The sequence below is a fragment of the Devosia epidermidihirudinis genome (assembly GCF_000971295.1).
In the GTDB taxonomy this organism is placed as follows: domain Bacteria; phylum Pseudomonadota; class Alphaproteobacteria; order Rhizobiales; family Devosiaceae; genus Devosia; species Devosia epidermidihirudinis.
In genome coordinates, this window is sequence record NZ_LANJ01000019.1 from 124287 (window position 1) to 148262 (window position 23976).

At 61.5% G+C, this 23976-nt stretch carries 21 protein-coding genes; 10 read left to right on the plus strand and 11 right to left on the minus strand.

What is annotated here, in order from left to right; translation table 11 throughout:
• Window positions 1-11: 11 nt before the first annotated feature.
• Window positions 12-1451, minus strand: coding sequence for an aldehyde dehydrogenase family protein (locus WH87_RS12335; RefSeq protein WP_046137472.1), 1440 nt, complete (start codon window positions 1449-1451; stop codon window positions 12-14).
• Between the two features lie 352 nt (window positions 1452-1803).
• Here WH87_RS12335 and WH87_RS12340 point away from each other — a divergent pair, with 352 nt between their 5' ends.
• On the plus strand, window positions 1804-2514 hold the full coding sequence (locus tag WH87_RS12340) for an SIMPL domain-containing protein (protein WP_046137471.1): 711 nt from the start codon (window positions 1804-1806) through the stop codon (window positions 2512-2514).
• Between the two features lie 94 nt (window positions 2515-2608).
• On the opposite strand, the gene WH87_RS12345 is transcribed toward WH87_RS12340, so the two are convergent.
• Together WH87_RS12345 and WH87_RS12350 are read right to left on the minus strand one after the other, a co-directional pair.
• Complete coding sequence (locus WH87_RS12345) at window positions 2609-3439, minus strand: sulfite exporter TauE/SafE family protein (protein WP_046137470.1); 831 nt, start codon at window positions 3437-3439, stop codon at window positions 2609-2611.
• A complete protein-coding gene (locus WH87_RS12350) occupies window positions 3439-3861 on the minus strand; it encodes a secondary thiamine-phosphate synthase enzyme YjbQ (protein WP_046137469.1) in 423 nt (140 codons plus the stop codon). The genes WH87_RS12345 and WH87_RS12350 overlap by 1 nt, the downstream gene beginning before the upstream one ends.
• Before the next feature lie 251 nt (window positions 3862-4112).
• Between WH87_RS12350 and WH87_RS12355 the strand changes: the two genes are divergently transcribed.
• The 5 genes from WH87_RS12355 to WH87_RS12375 all read left to right on the plus strand — a co-directional run bounded on the left by WH87_RS12355 (window position 4113) and on the right by WH87_RS12375 (window position 9710).
• Window positions 4113-6419, plus strand: coding sequence for an OmpA family protein (locus WH87_RS12355; RefSeq protein WP_156458215.1), 2307 nt, complete (start codon window positions 4113-4115; stop codon window positions 6417-6419).
• Window positions 6420-6652: 233 nt separating this feature from the next.
• Complete coding sequence (locus WH87_RS12360) at window positions 6653-7168, plus strand: TIGR00645 family protein (RefSeq protein WP_052726180.1); 516 nt, start codon at window positions 6653-6655, stop codon at window positions 7166-7168.
• Between the two features lie 169 nt (window positions 7169-7337).
• The gene (locus tag WH87_RS12365) at window positions 7338-7724 is read left to right on the plus strand and encodes a hypothetical protein (protein WP_052726179.1); all 387 of its coding nucleotides are present in this window, start codon (window positions 7338-7340) and stop codon (window positions 7722-7724) included.
• A gap of 159 nt (window positions 7725-7883) precedes the next feature.
• Window positions 7884-8567 (plus strand): tellurite resistance TerB family protein, encoded by a 684-nt coding sequence (locus WH87_RS12370; protein WP_046137468.1) that lies wholly within the window; start codon window positions 7884-7886, stop codon window positions 8565-8567.
• A gap of 105 nt (window positions 8568-8672) precedes the next feature.
• Window positions 8673-9710, plus strand: a complete 1038-nt coding sequence (locus tag WH87_RS12375; protein WP_046137467.1) for an LLM class flavin-dependent oxidoreductase — start codon at window positions 8673-8675, stop codon at window positions 9708-9710.
• 368 nt (window positions 9711-10078) lie between these two features.
• Here WH87_RS12375 and WH87_RS12380 read toward each other — a convergent pair whose 3' ends face one another.
• The 6 genes from WH87_RS12380 to dnaG form a co-directional block, all read right to left on the minus strand.
• Entirely contained in the window at window positions 10079-12562 is a 2484-nt protein-coding gene (locus tag WH87_RS12380) for a membrane-bound PQQ-dependent dehydrogenase, glucose/quinate/shikimate family (RefSeq protein ID WP_245622405.1), read from the minus strand.
• Window positions 12563-12663: 101 nt separating this feature from the next.
• The gene (locus tag WH87_RS12385) at window positions 12664-12885 is read right to left on the minus strand and encodes a hypothetical protein (protein ID WP_046137466.1); all 222 of its coding nucleotides are present in this window, start codon (window positions 12883-12885) and stop codon (window positions 12664-12666) included.
• An 87-nt stretch (window positions 12886-12972) separates the two neighbouring features.
• Window positions 12973-13263: an HlyU family transcriptional regulator gene (locus WH87_RS12390; RefSeq protein ID WP_046137465.1), complete on the minus strand. Its 291-nt coding sequence runs from the start codon at window positions 13261-13263 to the stop codon at window positions 12973-12975.
• A gap of 22 nt (window positions 13264-13285) precedes the next feature.
• Window positions 13286-13582: a DUF2442 domain-containing protein gene (locus tag WH87_RS12395; RefSeq protein WP_046137464.1), complete on the minus strand. Its 297-nt coding sequence runs from the start codon at window positions 13580-13582 to the stop codon at window positions 13286-13288.
• Between the two features lie 99 nt (window positions 13583-13681).
• A complete protein-coding gene (gene rpoD, locus WH87_RS12400; RefSeq protein WP_046137463.1) occupies window positions 13682-15754 on the minus strand; it encodes an RNA polymerase sigma factor RpoD in 2073 nt (690 codons plus the stop codon).
• A 211-nt stretch (window positions 15755-15965) separates the two neighbouring features.
• Window positions 15966-17900: a DNA primase gene (gene dnaG / locus WH87_RS12405; RefSeq protein WP_046137462.1), complete on the minus strand. Its 1935-nt coding sequence runs from the start codon at window positions 17898-17900 to the stop codon at window positions 15966-15968.
• 99 nt (window positions 17901-17999) lie between these two features.
• Here dnaG and WH87_RS12410 point away from each other — a divergent pair, with 99 nt between their 5' ends.
• The gene (locus WH87_RS12410; RefSeq protein WP_052726178.1) at window positions 18000-18920 is read left to right on the plus strand and encodes a YihY/virulence factor BrkB family protein; all 921 of its coding nucleotides are present in this window, start codon (window positions 18000-18002) and stop codon (window positions 18918-18920) included.
• Here the strand turns inward: WH87_RS12410 and WH87_RS12415 are convergent.
• On the minus strand, window positions 18899-19462 hold the full coding sequence (locus WH87_RS12415) for an HdeD family acid-resistance protein (protein WP_197410804.1): 564 nt from the start codon (window positions 19460-19462) through the stop codon (window positions 18899-18901). The two genes, WH87_RS12410 and WH87_RS12415, sit on opposite strands and share 22 nt — an antisense overlap.
• Before the next feature lie 188 nt (window positions 19463-19650).
• Between WH87_RS12415 and WH87_RS12420 the strand changes: the two genes are divergently transcribed.
• Window positions 19651-20847 (plus strand): MFS transporter, encoded by a 1197-nt coding sequence (locus WH87_RS12420; protein ID WP_046137461.1) that lies wholly within the window; start codon window positions 19651-19653, stop codon window positions 20845-20847.
• A 128-nt stretch (window positions 20848-20975) separates the two neighbouring features.
• Window positions 20976-22124, plus strand: coding sequence for a GGDEF domain-containing protein (locus tag WH87_RS12425; RefSeq protein ID WP_046137460.1), 1149 nt, complete (start codon window positions 20976-20978; stop codon window positions 22122-22124).
• On the opposite strand, the gene WH87_RS12430 is transcribed toward WH87_RS12425, so the two are convergent.
• Window positions 22121-22573 (minus strand): GatB/YqeY domain-containing protein, encoded by a 453-nt coding sequence (locus tag WH87_RS12430; RefSeq protein WP_046137459.1) that lies wholly within the window; start codon window positions 22571-22573, stop codon window positions 22121-22123. The genes WH87_RS12425 and WH87_RS12430 overlap by 4 nt on opposite strands.
• 195 nt (window positions 22574-22768) lie before the next feature.
• On the opposite strand from WH87_RS12430, the gene carA reads away from it, so the two are divergent.
• Window positions 22769-23974, plus strand: coding sequence for a glutamine-hydrolyzing carbamoyl-phosphate synthase small subunit (gene carA / locus WH87_RS12435; protein ID WP_082092671.1), 1206 nt, complete (start codon window positions 22769-22771; stop codon window positions 23972-23974).
• Window positions 23975-23976 lie beyond the last annotated feature (2 nt).

Here is a 23976-nt window from a genome sequence, read left to right on the forward strand (position 1 = left end):
CTTAACCGCAACTAGCCAGCGGCGGTGTAGGCGGTCTTCACGACGGTGAAGAACTCGGATGCGTACTTGCCCTGTTCGCGAGGGCCGTAGGACGAGCCCTTGCGGCCGCCGAATGGCACGTGGAAGTCCACGCCAGCGGTTGGGACGTTGACCATCACCATGCCGGCTTCAGCATTGCGCTTGAAGTGGGTCGCATACTTTAGCGAGGTGGTGACGATGCCGGCGCTGAGGCCGAAATCGGTGTCGTTCGAGGTCGCCAGGGCTTCTTCGTAATCCTTGACGCGGATGACCGATGCCACCGGCCCGAAGATCTCTTCGCGGCTGATGCGCATGGAATTGGTGGCTTCGGTGAACAGGGTTGGCTGCAGGAAGTAGCCTTCCGTGGAAGCCTTTACCAGTTCGCCACCGGCAACCAGCTTGGCGCCTTCCGACTTGCCGATGGCAATGTAGTCGGTGTCCTGCTTGAGCTGGCTTGGATCAACCACAGGGCCGATCTCGGTGTCCTTGGCGAGGGCATCGCCGACGCGCAGATTGCGGGTGCGCTCTGCGAGAGCCTCAACGAATGCGTCGTGGATGCCTTCCGTGACGATGATGCGCGAGGACGCCGTGCAACGCTGGCCGGTGGAGAAGAAGGCCGACTGGGCAACCGTTTCAACAGCGACCTTAAGGTCGGCGTCATCAAGCACGACGGTCGGGTTCTTGCCGCCCATTTCGAGCTGGAACTTGCGGTTGTGTTCAATCGAAGCGGCAGCAACGCGCTTGCCGGTGCCCACCGAGCCGGTGAAGCTGATGGCGGTAACGTCCTTGCTGTCGAGCAGGGTCTGACCGACAACCGAACCCTTGCCCATCACGAGGTTCAGCACGCCCTTGGGCAGGCCTGCACGCACCAGAATGTCGACGATCGCCCAGGTGGAGCCTGGAACCAGATCGGCTGGCTTGATCACGACTGTGTTGCCATAGGCCAGAGCCGGAGCAATCTTCCAAGTCGGGATGGCAATGGGAAAGTTCCATGGCGTGATGATGCCGATGACGCCGATTGGCTCACGGGTGATCTCAACGCCAACGCCCGGACGCACCGACGGCAGCACTTCGCCAGCAAGGCGCAGCACTTCACCAGCGAAAAAGTCGAAAATCTGCGCAGCGCGCGTCACTTCACCAATGCCTTCTGGAAGGGTCTTGCCCTCTTCGCGGCTCAGCAGCTCACCCAGCTCGGCCTTGCGGGCCAGGATTTCCTGGCTGGCCTTGGAGAGAATGGCGTGACGCTCGAGAATGCCCGAACGCGACCAGGCTGGAAACGCAGCCTTGGCAGCAGCAATCGCCTGCTTGGTTTCTTCAGCTGTAGCGCGCGCATAAACGCCCACCACTTCGGCGGTGTTGGATGGGTTGATGTTCTCGACCCCGTCCGTACCAACCCACTCGCCGTCGATCAGGTTGCGGTGCAGCTCGCTCATATGAAGTGCCTTTCGAATAGTCTGGGAGGTAGATGCACCCAACGGAGCCAGCATGCGCTGAGACCATGGCTGGAGTGCGAAACTGATGAAGAGGATCAACCCACTACATAGGCTGCCCACGGTGATTTGTTGAGGCCAAAACACGCCAAATCGTCAAGACGGGCGCACAAAGGCTGGAAAAGCTGGCCTGTGACTAACCAGTGGCAGCACCGTTCGCAAGCGCTACCTTCGTTATAAGTCATACTTATGACGACACAAACTCCACAAGCTTGTTCAACTGCCGTTCATGTGCGCCGCAATACTGACGCAATGGATGGGGAGTAGTCCCCTCAACACGATCATGGAGTATCCTATGCGCCGTTTCGCTGCCCTTGCCCCTCTCGCTCTTCTCGCTGGCATGACCCTTCCCGCCTTCGCCGGGAACATCTCCATCGAGGGTCGCGGTGAAGTCACGGCAACGCCAGATACTGCCGCAATCAACTCGGGCGTGACCACGCAGGGCGCCACTGCCCGCGAAGCGCTTGATCTGAATACCAAGGCAATGACCGACCTGATCGCCGCTCTCAAGGACGCAGGCATCGAAGCCCGTGACATCCAGACCACTGGTTTCACGGTTAGCCCGAACTACGTCTACACCGACGAGCGTGACGACAAGGGTTACACCCTGCCGCCAAAGATCAATGGCTACCAGGTCAGCAATGGCGTCACCGTCGTCGTGCGCAAGCTGGCTGACCTTGGCTCGATCCTCGACCGTTCGGTTACGGTTGGCGCCAACACCGTCAATGGCGTGAGCTTCTCGGTTGCCGATCCATCCGCGCTGCTGAACGAAGCCCGCAAGGCCGCTTTCGCCGATGCCCGCACCAAGGCTGAGCTTTATGCCGCTGCCGCTGGTGGCAAGCTCGAGGACATCGTCTCGATCACCGAGACCCAGGGTTACAATGCCGGCCCAAGCCCGATGTATGCCCGCGCAGACATTTCGGCCGCAGCCGTTCCAGTTGAAGCTGGCGAAATGACGTTCTCGATCAACGTCAGCGTTGCCTGGGAACTGAACGAAACCAAATAACAGATTCCAAGATACCCCTCCCTTGAGGGGGCTTGGGCGGTGGGGACGGACCCGTAGTCACCCGTCCCCACCAACCCTTCTCTGAGCGTTGAGCCTAGCCCGCCAGAACCTTCCAGAGCATATTGAGCCCGACCACCACCAGGAATGCCGCAAAGACGTATTTGAGCGTCTTCTGGTCCATCCGGTGGGCAAGGGCTGCGCCCAGCGGCGCAAAGGCAGCGGCCAGCACCGCCACCAGCACCAGCGCCACCAGATTGATATAGCCAAGGCTGAGCGGCGGCAGCCCCTCAACGCCCCACCCCGAAATGATGAAACCGATGGTGCCCGAAATGGCGATGGCAACACCAATGCCGGCCGAGGTGCCCACGGCCGCGTGCATGCTCGTGCCAAACGCCACCAGCGTCGGCACCGTGAGCGAGCCACCGCCAATGCCCATCAGCGCAGAAATATAGCCAACCACAAAGGCGGAGACGCGGTGTGTCAGCGACGAGCCCTTGAGGTGCCCCATCAACCTGGTCTGAAAGCCAAAGACGATATTGGCGGCAATGATGAAGGCCATCACTGCGAAGACGATGCGCAGCACATCGCCCGAGAAGAACCCGGCCATCAGCCCGCCAATCAGCGTGCCGACCACAATGAACGGCGCCCAGAGCTTGAGCACGCTCATATCGAGCGCGCCGCGTTGGTAATGCGCCCGCGCACTCATGATCCCGGTGGGAATGATGATGGCGAGCGAGGTGCCCACAGCCACGTGCTGCACCTGATCGGACCCATACCCCATGATCGACAGGGCGGTCGCCAGTGCGGGCACGATGATGGCCCCACCGCCAATGCCCAAGAGTCCAGCGGCGATGCCCGAGAACACGCCCGTCACCATCAGCCCAATCACGAAGGGCCAGTAGGCGGCGATGACCGTCCAATCCATCAATGCTCTCCAATGATGTTCAGCACCACTTCGCGCCGATGCGGGCGACGGCGGTGCTCAAAGAGATAGAGGCCCTGCCAGGTGCCGAACACGGGGCTGCCATCGGCCACAGGAATGCCGATGGATGTCTGCGTTAGCGCCGCCTTGATGTGGGCGGGCATATCGTCAGGCCCTTCGGCGGTGTGCACGAGCCAGGTCATGCCCTCGGGCACCAGACGCGCAAAGAAGCCGTCGAGGTCGACCTTGACGCCATCATCGGCATTTTCCTGGATCAGCAACGAGCAGGATGTGTGCCGCACATAGGCGGTCAGCAGGCCCGTGGTGATGCCCGATGCGTCGACGAAACGACGCACTGCGCGGGTGAATTCGTAGAGGCCCTGCCCCCTGGTGTCGATTGTGACGATGTCGATTGCCTGCTGCATATCAAAGGCCTAGCACGAACTGACGGCGCTCGGCAGCATGGCTTTCATACAATCGGCCCAACCACTTGCCCCACTCGCGCCATCATCAACCCGCCTATTCGAACACGGCAAAATGTGGAACCATCGCCAAGACCCGGCGTTGCTGTGTTGCGGGGGAATTGGGCTCGTTTGATCGTCGTCAGAACCATTCAGTCTGTGTTCAGACAGACATCGCGATGCTTGCACCAAGAATGAACTAAGAGGAAAAAACAATGCGCCTTAGAAACTGGCTTCTGACCGGTACCAGTATCGGTCTCATGGCCCTGACGCCCATGACCGTGCGTGCGCAGGATAGTGGCGTTATTGCCGCCTACCAGCAGCTCGCTGCCGCACAGGCATCCGGCGACGCTGCCGCAACCGAGGCTGCCCAGGGCGCCTTGCGTGACGCGTGCATCGTGGCGGGCTTTTCCAGCATTGATGAGTGCATTGCTTCGGCAACCGGTGGCGGCGCACCCGCTGCAGCGCCGGCTCCCGAGCCCGCACCAGAACCCGTTGCCGAACCAGCGCCGGCCCCTGAGCCAGAAGCAGCGCCCGTACAGGAAGCGCAGCCCGAGCCAGCCCCTGCGCCAGAGCCCGCGCCGGCACCAGAGCCGGAACCCGCTCCACAGCCAGAACCAGCGCCGCAGCCCGAGCCTGCACCACAGCCTGAACCGGCTCCCCAGCCGGAACCAGCGCCAGTGGTCGAGCCAGCCCCAGCTCCAGAGCCACAGCAGGCGCCTGCCGCTGAGCCGGCCCCTGCGGTTGAGCAGCCTCCTGCCGCTGAGCAAGCGCCCGCGCCTCAGCCCGAACCAGCACCTCAGCCAGAGGCTGCACCAGCACCGCAGCCAGAAGCCACTCCGGCTCCAGCCCCGGAAGCTGCTCCAGCCCCAGCGCCCGCCCCTGCACCACAGGCCGACATTTCTGGCGCGCTTGCCGCTCAGATCGACCTCTATAACGGCGCTATCGCCGACCTGATGTCCGGCGGCGACGCCACGACCGCTCAGTCGCAGATCGCTGCCGCCAAGGCCGAGATCGACGCCCTGTGCGCTCAGGCCGGTTACCCAGACACCGCAACCTGCCTTGCCCAGAACGGCCTGACCTTGCCAGCCGTGCCCGGCATTGCCGTGCCGCCTGCGGCTGAAACCCCAGCCGTGCAGCCAGAAGCTCCAGCAACCCAACCTGAGGCACCAGCTCAGCCAGAAGCGCCCGTTGCACCTGAATCGCTGCCCGATGAGCAGACCGAAGTGATCGAAAACCTGCCTGCCGGCATCACCCAGGAGCAGCTCGCTCCCGTGCTGGACAGCGCCAAGGATGGCGATCTCGTTCCAATCGAAGGTCAGGCCCCTGCAGCCTCTGCTACGCCAGCCGTAATCGCTGCCCCGCCAACGGACGACGCCGCCGCTCAGGCCGACTTCCAGCGTCCAGCCGATGCTGCCGCCATGTCCGCACGTCTTGACGAGGGCAATGCAGTGGAAGCTGCGGCGCTGGCGCCACAGGATGTGCCGCAGAACGTCACCATCATCAACCAGACCACTGTCGTGAACAACGTCACCAACAATGTGACGAACAACACCCAGAACAATACGGTCAACAACACGACCAACAACACCGTCAACAATACCAATGTGAACGTCGACAACTCGACGACGGTCATCAACCAGCAGAACAACACGGTGATCCAGCCGCTCGATCCGGGCCAGGCCATCACTCAGGTTATTCTGCAGGTCGGCACCCAGCTGATCGTCAACGCCATCGGTCAGGATACCGACCGCTTCTACAATCCGCAGCAGGACGAGATTTTCTACGAAAACCTCAGCAATGGCCGCACCCGCGAAACCATTACCCGTCCTGATGGCAGCCAGATCGTCACAGTGCGCAACCGCAATGGCGACATCCTGCGTCGCTCCAGCTTTGATCCGAGCGGCCGTGAATATGTGCTGGCCTATTTCGATGACCGCTACGACAACCAGCTGAATTCCTGGCGCGACCCAGGCCTCGACCTGCCTCCACTGCGCCTGAACATTCCGGTGCGTGACTACGTGCTCGACGCGTCCTACGCGGATGAGCGCCAGGTTCAGACCTTCTTCGCCCAGCCACCGGTCGAGCAGGTCGCCCGTCTCTATTCGATCGACGAGGTCAAGCGTTCGGCCCGCGTGCGTGACAGCGTGCGTAAGCTCGAAGTTGGCGGCCTGACGTTTGATACCGGCGCTGCCACCATCGGCCGCGATCAGGTGAACTCACTGTCCAACGTGGCCAATGCCATGCTGCAGCTGCTCGCCACCAATCCGGGCGAAACCTTCCTCATCGAAGGTCACACCGACGCGGTGGGTTCGGACATTGCCAACCTGAAGCTGTCGGATCTACGCGCTGCTACAGTGGCCCGCATCCTGACCGACTTCTACGGCGTGCCGCCACAGAATCTGGCCACCCAGGGTTATGGCGAACGCTACCTCAAGATTCGGACGGAAAAGGCCGAGCGTGAAAACCGCCGCGTCACCATCCGCCGCATCACGCCACTGATCACGGTCGCCAGCAAATAAGCGGCGTCCAAAGGTTAACGGAGAGGCCGGGCACATCGCCCGGCCTTTTTTCTGCGTAATGCAGCAAATAGCTGATGCGTATGAGTAAAATTGCTGCTTATTATGCAGACAGTTGGATGCGAGGGCCTCCAACAGGTTTACCGGCCGGTGATCGCCGTCGCCGCGCCGGTGAACCACCTTGTCAGTCTCCATAAAATCGATATGTCTGAGCACCTTCGGTTGGAGCGGGTACGATGAAGCGTCTGGAAATTTTCGTCGAGAGCATCATCCTGGCCTCTCGCTGGCTTCTGGTGGCGTTCTACATTGGCCTCGGCATTGCGCTCGCGCTCTATGCAATCACCTTCGGCGTTAAGCTGTTCGATTTCGCCAGCCACCTGTTCGATCTCGATGAAACCGAGACCATCCTCAAGATTCTGGCGCTGATCGATGCCGCGCTGATCGCGAGTCTGGTGGTGATGGTGATCATCTCGGGCTACGAAAACTTCGTGTCGCGCTTCGACAATGATGACGACGTGCACTGGCTCGGTCAGATCGATGCCGGCTCGCTCAAGATCAAGGTCGCCTCCACCATCGTGGCGATCTCCTCGATCCACCTGCTGCAGATCTTCCTGAACGTGCCGAAATACACCGACAACCAGATCATGTGGTACACGATCCTGCATCTGACCTTCATCGTGTCGGCCCTGTTCCTGGCCCTGATCGACAAGATTTCCAAAAAACCGGGCAAGGAAAAAACGCCTGACATCTAGGTCTGGCGCCGTCCCGCCTCATCCGCCCGCGATTATCTGCCCGCTAGCCCCTTGGTTCAGCGGGCATTTGTTCGTGCGTACGAACTTTTTTCGGCGTGATCACGTATCTGGGAACAAAACCAAAAGCCTCGCGTTTCTTATCCATACGGTGAAACAAAGGAGCGAAATCATGGCTACCCCTGACCGCGATACCGTTTATACCCCTGATGGCAACCGCACAGTCTACGCCCGCGAAAGCAACGGCACCGGCTGGTTCGTCGGCATCATTGTAGTGCTTGCACTGCTCGCCATCGGTTACCTGGTCTTTTCTGCCAATTCCGGCACCACGACTGGGCCAAGTGCAACCAGCACCACGCCAGCAGTTGAGGCACCGGCTAGCCCAACCATTGCGCCAGCGCCAATGACTGAAGCCCCAGCGGCTCCAGCGACGGACGCAGCCCCAATGACGCCGGCTCCGGCAACGCCAGCGGCACCAGCCGTTGAGGCCCCAGCAAATGCTGCAGCCCCTGCTGCAACCACTCCGGCCCCAGCCGAAACGGCTCCTGCCGCTAACTAAGCTGAAGCCGACACGCCTCAGCTCCTCCCTCTGAGGCTAATCAAGGCCCTGACCGCCCCGTCAGGGCCTTGTCGTGTCTGCGGCAACATCGCTCACGGCGCACGACTTGCGCGAGCCCTGCCCCATCCCCACCTGCACTCCACAGCCACGGAGCTTTCCATGTTCAACATCGACCAGATCCTCAAAGCCTTACAGTCCGACCCCAATACCCAGCGCACCGCAATGACCGGCGCCGCAGGCCTTGCCGCCGGCATGCTGCTGAGCGGCGGCGGTCTGGGCAAGCTCGCCGGCAATGCCGCCAAGATCGGCGCTGTCGCGGCTGTCGGTGGCCTGGCCTACAAGGCCTGGCAAAACCATCAGCAGAACCAGCAGGGTTCTGCCCCCGCGCCGCAGCAGGACGCCTTCATTCCGCCCGCCAACAGCGCGGCGCAGGAAGAGCTGGGCAAGACCCTGGTGCGCGCCATGATCGCCGCCGCCAAGGCGGACGGGCGCATCGACGCCGACGAGAAGGAAGCCATTTTCGGCAAGCTCGAAACCATGAGCCTGTCCTCCGAAGAAAAGGCCTGGGTGTTCGATGAGCTGTCGACGCCGCTCGACATCAATGCCGTGGTGGCCCGCGCCGACACGCCCGAGCATGCAGTCGAAATCTATGCCGCCTCGCTGGTCGCCATTACGGCCGATACCGCCGCAGAGCGCGCCTATCTCGATGCCCTGGCCAGCAAGCTCAAGCTTGATCCTGGCCTCGTCGCCGAAATCCACAAGTCCGCTGGCGAAGCCGCGCCGCAGCCGGCTGCCACGCCCGTTTCGCCCTACGCCTATACGCCGTCGAACAGCAACGTCTAGGTTTTGCTTCTGCCGCGCACCGGACCGGTGCGCGGTTACACCCATGTGCGTTCTTGATCGTCCCTCCCGTCCGCGCCATCTGTGCCTCAACAAAGAGGTCATCCCATGGAACTCGGACTATATTCGTTTGCCGAAAACACCCCCGACGCGCTGAACGGCGGCGCCCTGCAGAGCCCGGCCGACCGGCTGCGCGATCTGCTCGAGGAAATCGAGCTGGCTGACCAGCTCGGCCTGTCGTTCTACGGACTGGGTGAACATCACCGCCCCGACTATGTCGCGTCCTCCCCGGTCACCATTCTGGCGGCCGCGGCGGCGCGCACCAAAAACATCCGCCTCTCGACGGCCGTGACCGTATTGAGCTCGGAAGACCCGATCCGCGTCTGGCAGCAGTTTGCGACAGTGGACCTGTTGAGCAATGGCCGTGCCGAGATCATGGCGGGCCGCGGCTCGTTCATCGAGAGCTTTCCGCTGTTTGGGCTGGACCTCGACGACTACGACACCCTGTTCGAGGAAAAACTTGAGCTACTGCTGAAAATTCGCGAGGGCAGCAAGATCACCTGGCCCGGCAGCAGCCATACCAAGCCCATTCCCGGCATCGAGATTTTCCCCAAGACGGTGCAGAACCCGCTACCCGTGTGGATCGCCGTGGGCGGTACGCCCAATTCGGTGGCCCGCGCCGCCTATTATGGCCTGCCCCTGATGATCGCCATCATCGGTGGCCAGCCCAAGCAGTTTGCCCCGCTGGTGGAATTCTATCGCGAGACTGCTGAAAAGGTGGGCCGCGATCCCAAGAGCCTGCCCGTTGGCATCAGCTCGCACGGCTTCATCGCCGCCGACAGCCAGGACGCGCGCAACATCGCCTTCCCGGCTCACAGCGAAGCCATGAGCCGCATCGGCAAGGAACGCGGCTGGCCCCCAACCACCCGCGCCCAGTTTGAAGCCGGCGCAACGCCCAACGGTGCCTACTTCATGGGCTCGCCCCAGGAGATCATCGACAAGATCCTGATGCAGCACGAGTGGTTCAAGCACGACCGCTTCGGCCTCCAGCTCAGCGTCGGCACCCTGCCCCACGATAAGGTCATGAAAGCCATCGAGCTGTACGGGACTGTGGTGAAGCCCGCAGTGGACAAGGCGCTGGGCTGATCTCTTCCCTCAAATCCCTCAGTCGTCCTCCCTCCCCCTTGTGGGGAGGGAGGCGAGATAGGACTTAGCGGCGGCTAAGTCCGTCCATCGAGCCGGGTGGGGGTATGTCGCCGCATGCGCGATGGTGGAGAGATAACCCCCACCCTTGATCCCTCCCCACAAGGGGGAGGGAGACGACTGCCTGCCCATCGCTTGGGACACACACCTCCCCAACCCCACCGCTCGTCCCCCTCGGGCTTGACCCGAGGGCTCTTCACTTGCTGAGCGTTCTCAAAGAACCCTCGGGTCAAGCCCGAGGGTGACGAGCGGTGGGAGGCGTGCCGAACACAAACAAAAAAAGGGCCATCACGGGCCCTTCTCATTTTCAACTACTGCCCCTTCGGCAGCGCGTAGGCGATGATGGCGTCACCCGCCTTGGTCCCGGTGGACCCGTGCCCGCCAGCGACCACGATGACGAACTGCCTCTGGCTGATGTCGGACCAATAAGTCATAGGCGTCGCCTGCCCGCCGGCTGGCAGGCGGCTTTCCCAGAGTTGGTTGCCATTGGTGGCGTCGTAGGCCCGCAGATAATAATCCATCGTGCCGCTGAGGAAGGCGAGACCGCCCTTGGTGAGGATCGGGCCACCAATGCCGGGCACGCCCATTTTGAGCGGCACAGGCACAGGCGAGAGGTCCTGCACGGTGCCATTGACGTGCTTGTAGACAATCTCGCCCGTGGTCAGATCTGCACCCGCCACATAGCCCCATGGGGGCGATTGGCAGGGCAGGCCAAGCGGCGACAGGAACGCACCCATCTTCGCCGCGTAGGGCGCCCCATAGTTTTCGTTGAACGGCCCCTCGTTTGGCGTCGTGGTGACACGATCGGTGTCATTGGGACGTTTGACCAGTTGCGAGGTGAAGGCGAGATAGACCGGCATGCCGAACATGATCTGGCGCTCAGGATCAACCGCGACGGCACCCCAGTTGAAGGTGCCGAAATTGCCGGGATAGATGATCGAGCCCTGCTCGCTTGGCGGAGTAAAACGCCCTTCATAACGCAGCGACTTGAACGCGATGCGGCACGCCAGCTGGTCGAACATCGACATGCCCCACATGGAGGCCTCGGTGAGCTGGGGTGGCTCGAACGACAGCGCCGATTTGGGCTGGGTTGGCGAGGTTGTATCCCCGGCCACCGCACCACCGGGCGCAGGCACTTCGGTCACCGGCAGGACAGGCTCACCCGTCGCCCGGTTCAGCACGAAAATCTCGCCCTGCTTGGTCGGCGCGACCAGCGCTGGGACAACCGCCCCATTGATGGTCAGATCGATCAGGCTGGGCTGAGCGGGCACGTCCATGTCCCAAAGGTCATGGTGCACGCCCTGAAACGCCCAGGCGACTTTGCCGGTATCAGCATGGAGCGCGACGATGGCGGAGGAATAAGGCGCGGCCTTTGGGTCCCGGTCGGCGCCATACTGGTCCGGCGTCTGGTTGCCCATGGGCAGATAGACCAGGTTCAGGTTCGGATCATAGCTCGCCACGCTCCAGCTATTGGGCGAGTTCTCCATATACTTGGCGTCTGGCGCAATCGGGGACGTGTCATCGGGATTGCGACTGTCCCAGTTCCACACCAGCGCGCCGGTATGGATATCAAACGCCCGGATCACGCCCGAGGGCTCGGTGGTCGAGACGTTGTCATTGACCGCGCCGCCCACAATGATCAGCGAGGGCGTCACCACCGGTGGTGATGTCGAATAATATGAGCCTGTCAGCTGGTTGGGCATGTTCTGCCAGAGATCGACAGCCCCATCAGGGCCGCCGAAGCCGGGACAGATCAGGCCGGTGCGGGCGCTGAGGGCTATCAGGCGGCCATCAGCCGTTGGCATGAACACGCGCTGCACACAGTCTGCGGCCGACGCGCGACCGCTATCGGCATCTTCCGTGGCGGTCTCCGTGCCCGGGCCCGTTGGGTTGAGCGGGGTTTCTGCCGCTGGCTGTGCCTCAGTCGTAACGGCTGGCGTCACCGCAGCTATCGTCGCCTGCGGATAGAGCGAGCCATCGTAATAAGACACACCGCGGCAGGTCAGATGCTGGGCGTCTTGTGGGCTGGGCTGCGCCAGATTGGGATTGTAGCTCCACTTCTCGGCACCCGTTTCAGCGTCGAGCGCCACCACCAGATTGTGTGGCGTGCAGAGGTAAAGCGTATCGCCGACCTTGAGCGGGGTGACCTCATAAGTGGTCTCGCCCGGATCGCTTTCGCCGCGCACGTCGCCAGTGTTGTATTGCCAGGCCACCTGCAGGTTCCTGACATTGTCCGGGTTGAGCTGGGTCAGTGGCGAATAGCGTTGGCCATAGGATGTGCGGCCGTAAGCGTGCCACTCACCATCAGGCACATCGCCTGCCCCCGCCGGGAGCGCCGCCATCCGCAGCCCCGGTAGGTCCCCAGACACATCATGCGGACTGGAAAAGAGGGCGATGACCGCCACGACAATCGTCGCCGCGATCGCACCGACCAGTGACAGCCACCCGCCGCGTCGCGCGGGCGAGGCCTCAAGCCCCCGCACCGCCCAGGGGAGCGCCAGCAAAATACCAAGAATGGCGAGCACATCGCCGCGCGGCGCCAGCGCCCACCAGTCGAGGCCCACCTCAAACAGCGCCCAGATCAGGGCGCCGACCAGCGTTGCTGCGTAAATCCAAAGGGATATGGGGCGGCCCATCCAGGCCAGAATGCCAGTGGCGAGCAACGCCACGGCCAAAATGATGTAGCCGAACGACCCACCCAGGGCCGCCAGCCAGACGCCACCGATAGCGATGGCTATACCGGACAGTACAAACAGAACTGCCACAAAGCGCGTGTAAAGACGTGATGTGCCCACAACGTGTCCTTCCAACCTTGTGATGGTCGGAAAGCGGCCACCGTGGCTTCAACGCCACGGCACCAGATTTGTTGCAGATATCGATCAGTCTAATGAGAGGCTTACTTGCCCGAGCGCTTGATCGTCTTGATGTTCAGTGGCGGCAGGCCGGACTTTTCAGAAATGGCGCGGTCCTGTTCCATGATGGCGGCGCGGGCTGGCTCATCGCCATCCAGGCCACCGAGCAGGTCGGCATCGACCTTGCGGTTGGAACGCTGGCTGCCGTCCTCATAGACGACGTCAAACATCACGAATTCGCTGCGGGCGGTTGGCTTTCTTGCCATGGTCTTTACTCCTGTGCGACAAGCCAGCCCGGCGACCCTGTTGGTCCGCTGGTGCTGGCAACTTGCCTGAAATGTTGGGTCTAAAGGCTAGCGAAAGATCGCTTCGCCCTGCTCATCGATGATCTGGCGGCCCTTGGACAGGGCGATCGCAGTCAGGTCATCGCGAGATGTCATGCGGTCGGCGCGGACAAAACGATACGTCTTGAGTTCGCCGCCAACTTCTTTTTCGATGGTGCCAGCCAGTTGCAGTTCGCTGCCAGCTTTCATTTCAACTGCCTTGATGAGGAAGCCTTTATAGCCCTCCTCGCCAAGCACCTTGTCGCCAGCAGGCTCCGTGCTCGCGGCACCACCACCGAACAGGCTCTTCCAAAACGACATGGCGTCTCTCCTCTCGTGTCGGTCAGCGCCTGTGGCGGACCGGCAGCGGCACAATCAGCTCGCCGCGCTTTTCCATTTCCTCGCGCAGCCAAAGCGGCGAGATATCGAAGTGGTTCGGCCAGGTCGGCACGCCGTTGGCCAATTGGACCGTGCCAAAGAAGCGCCGGTCGCGCAACGGCTCAGTCCCCTCGCCGCGCTCCCCGATCATCGGACTGGCATCGAATGTGCCAGACGTCCCATCGGAAAACGTCACCACCAGCTTGAACGGCACGATGGCCCTGATGCTGGTAACCTTGAGGCGAACTGAAGGAGTAGTCACGTCATTCCTCCATCAATTCGCAAGTTGATCGATCCGATCCACAGAATAACCATGGCCAGAAATGGATCACCCGGACAAGCCGGGTGATGTCGGTGTGTTTTAGTTGTCCAGGAAGCTGCGCAGCTTCCGGCTCCTGCTCGGATGCTTCAGCTTGCGCAGGGCCTTGGCCTCGATCTGACGGATACGTTCGCGGGTCACCGAGAACTGCTGGCCGACTTCTTCGAGCGTATGGTCGGTGTTCATGCCGATACCAAAGCGCATGCGCAGCACGCGTTCCTCGCGTGGCGTCAGCGACGCCAGCACGCGGGTCGTGGTTTCACGCAGGTTCGACTGGATCGCGGCGTCGATCGGCTGGATCGCGTTCACGTCCTGGATGAAATCGCCCAGGTTGCTGTCTTCTTCGTCGCCGATTGGCGTTTCGAGAGAGATCGGCTCCTTGGCAATCTTGAGCACCTTGCGGACCTTGTCCAAAGGCATCTGCAGCTTTTCGCTGAGTTCCTCAGGGGTCGGCTCGCGACCGATTTCGTGCAGCATCTGGCGGCTGGTCCGAACGATCTTGTTGATCGTTTCGATCATGTGCACCGGAATACGGATGGTACGCGCCTGATCGGCGATCGAACGGGTGATCGCCTGACGGATCCACCAGGTCGCATAGGTCGAGAACTTGTAACCGCGGCGATATTCGAACTTATCGACGGCCTTCATCAGGCCGATATTGCCTTCCTGGATCAGATCGAGGAACTGCAGGCCGCGGTTGGTGTACTTCTTGGCGATCGAGATCACGAGGCGAAGGTTGGCTTCCACCATTTCCTTCTTGGCGATTGCAGCTTCGCGCTCACCCTTCTGAACCTTGTGCACGATGCGGCGATACTCGCCGATATTGAGGCCAGCTTCAGCAGCAAGCGTTGCCACATCACCGCGGATATCGTGAATGGTGTCGACTTCGCGCTTGGCAAATTCGCTCCAGCCCTTGCCTTCAAAGGTTTCGAGCGAGGCTTCCCAGGTCGGATCGACTTCGCGGCCGTAATAGCTTTCGAGGAACTTCTCGCGCTTGACGCCATAGCTTTCAGCCAGACGCAGCAGGCGCCCTTCCAGCTTCACCAGACGCTTGTTGATGTCGTAAAGCTGCTCGACGAGGTTCTCGATACGGCCGGCATTGAGCGACAGCGACTTCACGTCGGCAATCACTTCGGCGCGGAACGCTTCGATCTTCTTGCGGTCGGCATCAGACACAGTCGCGCTGCGGTCTTCGGCGTGGCGATCCTGAATCTCGCGCATCTGCCCATAGGCATTGGCGATACGATCGAACGTCTCAACGACCTGTGGCTTGAGCTCGGCTTCCATCGCCGACAGCGACAGGGCGTTTTCGAACTCATCATCATCGTCATCGGGCGCCGGGTCCTGCGGAGCCTGTGGCTCGTCGGGCACGTAGTCGTCATCGCTGTCGCCCGAAGAAGCCTTCTTGGCTGGTGCTGGCTTGGCCTTTTCGGCGGCACCTGGCTCGGGACGAACCTGAGCCTGATAGGCCTGCGACATGTCGGGCGCTGCCTGCTTGGCGTCGGGGCCAGCATAGGTCGCTTCCAGATCGATAATGTCACGCAGCAGAATTTCGGCCTGCGCGAGCTGGTCACGCCAGATGATGATGGCCTGGAAGGTCAGTGGCGATTCGCACAGGCCTTCGATCATGGTCTCGCGACCGGCCTCGATGCGCTTGGCGATGGCGATTTCGCCCTCGCGGCTCAGCAGCTCGACCGAACCCATTTCGCGCAGATACATGCGCACCGGGTCATCGGTACGGTCAGAACCGGCCTTGGTATTCGAGGTGGTGGAAACAGCCGTGCTGGACGAGGAAGTGGCGACTTCCTGGCCCTGATCTTCTTCGTCTTTTTCGACTTCGGTCTCTTCGACCTCGTCTTCATCGACGACATTGATGCCCATGTCCGAGAACATGGACATGAAATCTTCGATCTGTTCGGACGACACTTCGTCCGACGGCATAACCGCGTTCAATTCCTCATAGGTCACATAGCCGCGTTTCTTGGCGACTTTGATGAGTTTTTTGACCGCGGCATCATTTACGTCAAGTAACGGGGAGTCGTTCGTCGCCTCGGGGGCGCCGGCTTCCGGCTTCTCGTTATCCTTAGTGGTCTTGGTAGCTGCCTTGGTGGCCATCTGGTACTCCGTCGAAACCCGTCAGCGCTCGGGCTTCGGTAAAAGGCTTAAGTGGTGACATCTCAAGGCAAGGTAAAGGTTTGGTAACCGAGGCGTTAACGTTCGCGCCTGTCACCTGGTTCACTTCGGTAACTATCTGCAGAAAATATGCGGAGCGCCGCATATTGCCATACACAAAATCGCGCGTACTCGCCGGTCTCCAGAGTCACCTCTAAAGACTGCGTGTCGCGCGTCCCGATAGCGAACCAAATCCTTCGATCAATGCCTCAGTGCCATCGACAGTGGTAATCTGGTTCTTGATGTCCCGCAGCCTTTCAAAGGTTTCTTCGCTTGGGTCTTCGCCCAGCGCCGCTTCGGCTGCTTTGAGTTCCTTATTTAGCTGAACTTTCTTGTTATGCAAGGCCAGCGCATGACTCAATCCGATCTGAGCGTCCGGTTCGGCAATCGCCGCGTCGGTCTGCCACACGCCCTGACGGGCCAAACTCAGGGCCATATGGGCGATTGATGCCCCATGCCCGCGCGCTCCAAGTGCCGCCCGCAAATCATCGCCCGAAATATCGTGATGCTTGACCACGAGGCTCAAAATCTCGCCCAGCACCGTCCGCGCCGTGCCGGTTTCAAAGTCCAGCGCCGCCAGAACCTCGAAATTCTCGTCGACCAGGGCCGGGTGATTGATCAGGCTCAGAATGATCGTCGCCTCGCGCGGCGTCGCATCAGCCATCGAACCCGGCTTCATCAGACGCGAATTGCGCAGCGTATCGGAGACGACCAGCTTGGGCGTCCCCCGCCCCGGATAGCCATAAGCGCCGCTCTGGCCATAACGCTGCTGGCCACCGCGCGGCTCGAACCGGTTCTGCCGCATCGGCGCGAGGAAAGCCTTGAGCTTTTCGTCAAACGCCTGCGCGTAGTGAAAGCGCACCGAGGAATCCTGAATCCCGTTGGCCCGCTCGCGCAACCGCGCCTGCAAAGCCGCGCGGGCTTCGGGCGTCTCGGGCACCAGCCCACCCGTTTCCATGCTCCAGATCACATCGGACAGGCTCCGCGCCCGATCGATCACGTCAGCAAAGGCCCCACGGCCATGCGCCTTGATCAGATCGTCCGGGTCCTGCCCTTCCGGCAATGTGGCGATCTTGACGGTCTGGCCCGGCTTGAGGTGAGGCATGACAATGTCAGCAGCCCGCTCAGCCGCTTTCAGCCCCGCCTTGTCGCCGTCAAAACACAGCACGGGCGTATCGCTCATGCGCCACAGCAGCTGCAAATGCTCTTCGGTGAGCGCCGTACCCAGCGGCGCAACAGTACCTTCAAAGCCCGCTGACACCGCCGCGATCACGTCCAGATAGCCTTCCACCACGATCAGCGTGCCGCCATCGCGCGTCGCCTGCCGCGCCGTCTGGCCGTTATAGAGCGTCTGCCGCTTGTGAAAGAGTTCGGTCTCGGGCGAGTTCAGATATTTGGCCGGAACGTCGGCCGACAGGGCACGACCGCCAAAGGCGATCACCCGCCCGCGGAAATCCATGATCGGGAACATCACGCGATTGCGGAACCGGTCATAGGTCAGCGCATCGCCATCGCGGCTGGCCACCAGACCCGTATCAATCATGTCCTGCGCCGAAACCCCGTTCTGCGCCAGATGCTCCTTCAGCCCATTGCGGCTGTCGGGCGCAAAGCCGATGCGGAACCGCGTCTGGCTCTGCGCCGAAACACCGCGCTCGAACAGATAGCCGCGTGCCCGCGCTCCGATATTGTGGACGAGAGCGGCCTCGAAATACTTCGTCGCCAGCTCCATCACGTCGATCAGGCTCTTGCGTTCAGCCTCGCGCTTTTCCTGCCGCTCGTCGCGCGCCGGCATTGGCACGCCAGCCATGCCCGCAAGCTTTTCGACGGCTTCGGGAAAGCTCATCCCTGCCTTCTCGGTCAGAAACCGGAAGTGATCGCCCGACACGCCACAACCGAAGCAGTGGTAGATACCGCGCCGGTCATCGGCATGGAAACTCGGGCTTTTTTCGCCATGGAACGGGCAGCACGCCCACATATCGCCCTTAGCGGGCTGGCTCTTGCGCTTGTCCCAAAGCACGTGTTCGCCCACCACCTGCGTTATCGGCAGGCGCTGACGGATCTCATCCAGGAACTGATCGGAAAAGCGCATGAGCCTTAGATAGGCGCTCGCTCGTGCGAAGTCACGGGCCGCCGACTTTTCCACAGCACCCTCTGCGCAACTCAGGCGAGGGTCCGGCGTTGAGGAAACATGACCGACAAAACCGCCGCTGCCGAGCCCACCCCTTCCATCCCATTTCGCGAGCGTCGCTGGCCCAAGGTGTTGTGGCGCACCGCAAAATCCATGACGCAGATGGACACGGCCATGCGTTGCGCGGGGGTGGCCTATTTCGGCTTCCTGTCGCTCCTGCCAGCCTTTGCCAGCGCGGTTCTGCTGTTTGGCTTGATCGCCAAACCAACCTTTCTCGCCGACATGATTGATCGCGTTGAAGGTCTGATCCCCGAAGTGGTGCGACAGACCCTGGCCTCTCAGCTCACGACCCTGCTTGAGCAGCCACGCGGGGGGCTGGGCGCTGGTCTGGTGCTGTCGCTGGTCATTGCCGTCTGGAGCGGTTCGCGCGGCGTTGCGGCGCTGATGTATGCCACCTCGCGCACCCATGCCGAGCCGGACAAACGCGGTTTTGTAGCCACCATCGCCATTTCCATTCTGGTGACTATGGTGGCGGGCCTCTGCCTGATCGCCGTGCTGACACTGGTCGCGGTGATTCCCGCCTATTTCGCCACGCTGCCCTGGCTGGGCTCCGGCGAAACGCTGCTGCTCTGGCTGCGCTGGCCGCTTCTGCTGGTGTTTGGTGTGCTGGTGATCGCCGCTTTTTATCGCTTTGCGCCCGATCGTCGTGCCAAAAGGGCCCGCTGGATATGGCCCGGCGCAATCATCGCCACCGTGCTCTGGCTGATCGCCTGCGCCCTGTTCTCATTCTATGTCGAGCAGCTGGGCCAGTTCGAGGCCACCTTCGGCTCCCTGACCACCGCCATCGTCCTGCTGCTCTGGATGTACAATTCAGCACTCATTGTGGTGCTCGGCGCTACGATTAACGCCGAGCTGCAGCGCAAGACGCAGGCCGATCAGGCCCGCGCCAAGTCCGAAAATCAGGCGACCTTGCTGCGCTGATAAAGGCGCCAAGCCCAGCCAAACAGGCCGAACGAGAACACAACCAGCAAAATGCCGCCAATCATCACCGCAATCGACGCGCTGAGCAGCGGGAAGAACAGGAAGACCAGACCGAGCAGGATGTAGGAAATGCCCGACAGCACCACTGGCCAGATGCGCGCATAATTCTCGCGCTCACGCGTGATCACCACGATCTGCATCACGCCAACGATCAGCGCCGCAATACCCACCAACGTCGCGATGAAGCTGACGGTGAAGATGGTGGCGAGGAACGGGCTGATCAGGATCAGAATACCCAGGATCAGCGAGAGGGCGTTGGAAACGACGTCAAACCAGTAATTGCCGCTCTTGCCGCCGCCAAAGGTCAGGCTCCAGAGCCCAAGGGCACCGTCGATAACAAGCAGGATACCGCCTGCCAGCACCAGAATGGTCAGCGCTTCGGCTGGCCAGATCAGGGCATAGAGCCCCGCCAGCAGCATGAAAACGCCACGTATTGCGGTCGCCAGAGCAAACCGGCGTTTGGTTTCTGCAGACACTGCCATCGCAATTCCCTTCATGTTGAGCGGCATGGGCCGCTTGAGTCCCCGAAGAAAGCTTAGCGCAGCATTTTTGAGCTGTCCTCACAGTTCGACAAAATCTAAAGCGGCACCGTCATTTCGTGGATTGCCCGTGGCAGCCAGCTGTGGTCTTAAGCCCAGCTCAATCGAGGCCCGCTGCGGCGGATATAGTCATGTCACTACCCCTGTTCGCCCTGTTCCTTGCCGCCTTTGCTTTTGGCACGGCTGAGTTTGTTATTGCCGGCGTGTTGCCCGAGGTTGCTCTGGGCCTTGGCGTCACCATCCCCGTCGCTGGCTTTCTGATCACCGGCTATGCCATTGGCATCGCCATCGGTGGCCCGCTGCTGGCCGTGGCGACCAAGAAGATGTCGCGCAAGACGCTCATTCTGGTGCTGGGTGCTGTGTTCACCGTCGGTCAGGCGCTCTGCGCACTGGCGCCCAATTTCGAACTGCTGATGGTCGCGCGCGTGCTCGTCGCTGTTGTCCACGGCACCTATTTCGGCATTGCGGCCATCGTTGCGGTCAATCTGGTGCCCGAAGACAAGCGCGGCTTTGCCGTGGCGCTGATCCTGTCGGGTCTGACCGTCTCCAATATTCTGGGCGTGCCCGGCGGCACCGCCATCGGCAATGCCTTTGGCTGGCGCGCCACGTTCTGGGCCGTTGGCGCCCTTGGTCTGGTTGCCACGCTAATCGCCGCGTTCTTCCTGCCCTCCAAGGCCGGACAGGCCGCCACCGGCGGCAGCTTCCTCCGCGAATTCAAGGCGCTGGGCCGCCAGCAGATCGTCACCAGCCTTGCCATCGTCATTCTGGTGATGATCGGGCAGTACAGCCTGTTCACCTATATCGCCCCCCTGCTGCGTGAAGTGACCCAGCTTGATGCCGGCATCGTGCCATGGGTGCTGCTGCTCTACGGCGTGGGCTCAACCATCGGCGTATTCATCGGTGGGCGTCTGGCCGACTGGAAGCTGATGCCGTCGCTGATCGCGATTCTCGCGACCCAGGCGATCGCCTTCACCCTGCTGCACTTTGTCAGCCCCTACCCCATCCCCATGGCCATCATGGTGGTGTTCTGGGGCGGCGTGAACTTCGCCTTTGGCGCCCCTGTGCAGTCCCGCGTGCTGGCATGGGCAGCCGACGCGCCAAACCTGGCATCGGCCCTCATTCCCACCGGCTTCAACATCGGCATCGCCATCGGCGCGATCCTGGGTGCCTACATGCTGGAAAACGGCCACGGCTATCAGGAATTGCCCCTGATCGGCGCCTTTGCCCTGGTTCTGGCCGTGCTGATCGCCATCTTCTCCTATGTCTGGGAGAAGCGCGTCGGCAGCACGCCGCCCCCCGCGTCAGAGCGTCAGCTGGCCGCCGCTTAAGGGCAAGGCCACGCTTTTTTCCGGGATTTCGCCACTATGATAGCCGCGTCGTAACCTTTCGTTCGCGTCTACCGAGTCAATAATGGGGCTCCACCCATGGATATCGGCGGGCGAGGCACAAGGACGAAATGCTGCTCGACAATGTTTCCCTGCTGGTCGCAGTTGGCGTCTCCAGCATTGCAATGATGGCCGCCATGCTGATCGGCTGGGCAGGCTCTCGCAGGGATTCGTACCTGATCAGCTGGACCATCGGCATGGCCGTGGTCGTCATTGGCATCATCATTCTGGGTCAGCGCGGCGGCCCCTTCGTCCCGCTCTATCAGTTCAGCTCATACTTCATGCTGGTCACTGGAATCGCCATCATTTACGGCGGTGCGCGCCAGTTCAGCGGCGAGCCATTCGCTCCGCTGCATGTCGCTGCGCTCTGGGGCCCCGCTGCATTGGGCATGGCCGTCGCCTATCTGCTGGGCCTGTCCGGCATCGGCACCATCGTGCTCAATCTGGCCTGCGCCATCTTCATGATGCTCTGCGCGCGGCGCTATTGGCAGGTGCGCGGCGAAAATTCGATGGCGCTGTCAACGACATCAGTCCTCTATGCCCTGACCGGCATATCCTTCCTGCTCTGTTCAGCCGTTTTGCTGTTCAATGGCCAGTGGGTGCTCTATGGCGCGCCGGACAATTGGGCCGAAACCGCCAATTCCATCATGTCCATCATCGGCCTAAGCTGCATCGGGGCCTTGTCGCTGACGCTCAATCACTCTCGCACCGCCAAGCGTCACCGCCAGGATGCGATGACCGATCCGCTGACCAACCTGCTCAATCGTCGCGCGCTGTTTGACCGGTTTGGCGAGGATGGCCTGCCCCAGAACACCGCCGTGCTGATGCTCGATCTCGATCACTTCAAGCAGATCAATGACCTGGCCGGCCACGCCGCTGGCGACAGCGTCATCCAGCACTTCGCCAATATCCTGCGGGCCAATACCCGCAAGGACGACGTGGCAGCCCGACTCGGTGGCGAAGAATTCTGCGTGGTGATGACGGGCCAATCGGCCGAGACCGTCGCCATGATTGCCGAGCGAATTCGTGCCGGCTTTGGCGAGTACTACCTGAGCCACGGCAATCTGGTGCTCCGCCCCACCGTCAGCATTGGGGTGGCAATGGCGGGCGAAGGGGAACCGTTCCCCTCCACCCTGAGCCGTGCCGATGGCGCCCTCTATGGCGCCAAGCGCAGCGGCCGCAATCGCATTCAGACGGCGGCCCTGCGCGACGCAGCCTAACCCTGTAGCGCCGCCCGCACCTTGCCGCTGGCCTTGCCGAAATCGATCCGGCCCGGATAGTCCACCTTGAGCTGGGCAATCACCTTGCCCATGTCCTTGGCGCCTTCGGCACCGCTCGAGACGATAGCCGCCGCAATGGCAGCATCCACTTCCTCATCGGTCAGTCCCTTGGGCAGGAACTCGTTGAGAATGTCGATCTCTTCCTTTTCCACCGTCGCGAGGTCGGCGCGACCGGCCTGTGCATAAATGGCAAAGCTTTCTTCGCGCTGCTTCACCATCTTCTGCACGATGGCCAGCACCTCTTCATTTGTCGCAGGTCCGCGATTCTCCATACGGATCGCGATGTCCTTGTCCTTGATCGCAGCAGTGATGGCGCGCAAAGTGGCTGTGCGGCGTGTATCACGGGCCTTTAGCGCCACTTTGAGCGCTTCGCTGAACTGTTCGCGCATGGGTCTGGTCCTCTTGCTATGCATTTTTCAGAGACCATATAGGCGCAATAAGACGCCTGCGCCACTTGCGCTGCTGGCCCTTGGCTTCTAAAGGGAAGCCTCAACCGACATAACTCTGAGCGTGGTCAGGAAAAGTTGCTACAACTTTTTCGGATTAGCCACGCGAGCACCTGAAACCAAATTTGGAGGCCCACCGTGACCGGCTGGCAGCAATCCCCCGCGACCGCAATTCTGATCCTGGCAGATGGTACGCGCCTGGAAGGCCGCGGTATTGGCGCCATCGGCCATGCTGCAGGCGAAGTGTGCTTCAACACCGCCATGACCGGCTATCAGGAAGTGCTGACCGATCCGTCCTATGCAGGCCAGATCGTCACCTTCACCTTCCCCCATATCGGCAATGTGGGCACCAATGACGAAGACATCGAGACGGTCAACATGGCCGCTCTGTCCGGCGTCCGTGGCGTCGTGCTGAAGGCCGACATCACCAACCCGTCCAATTACCGCGCCGCTGAAAAGCTCGACGCCTGGCTCAAGAAGCGCAACATCGTCGGCATTACCGGCATCGACACCCGCGCCCTGACGGCCCAGATCCGCGAGCATGGCATGCCAAATGGCGTCATCGCGCACGCCGAAGACGGCCATTTCGACGAGCCATCCATCCTTGCAGAACTCAAGGCCTTCCCCGGCCTCGAAGGACTCGACCTCGCCAAGGAAGTCACCACCGCCCAGACCTATCACTGGGACCAGACCGGCTGGGTTTGGAACAAGGGCTATGGCACGGTTGAAAAGCCAGAGTTCCACATCGTTGCGATCGACTACGGCGCCAAGCGCAACATCCTGCGCTGCCTCGCCGATCAGGGCGCCAAGGTCACCGTCGTGCCGGCAACGGCGACGGCCGCTGAAGTGCTCTCGCACAATCCAGACGGCATCTTCCTGTCCAATGGCCCTGGCGATCCGGCCGCGACCGGCAAATATGCCGTTCCGACCATTCAGACCCTGATGGAAACCGGCAAGCCAGTGTTCGGCATCTGCCTTGGCCACCAGCTGCTGGGCCTGGCGCTCGGCGCCACCACGTCCAAGATGCATCAGGGCCACCACGGCGCCAACCATCCGGTCAAGGACCTGACCACCGGGAAGGTCGAAATCACCTCGATGAACCACGGCTTTGCCGTGGACAAGGCAAGCCTGCCCGCAGGCGTCACCGAGACCCACATCTCGCTGTTCGACGACTCCAATGCTGGTCTCAGCGTTGACGGCAAGCCGATCTTCTCGGTGCAGTACCACCCCGAAGCCAGCCCAGGCCCACGTGACAGCCACTACCTGTTCACCCGCTTCCTCAACCACGTCCGCGCCCAGAAGGGCCTGGAGCAGCTGGCTGAGCATCCTTCGGCAGCGGCCTAAAC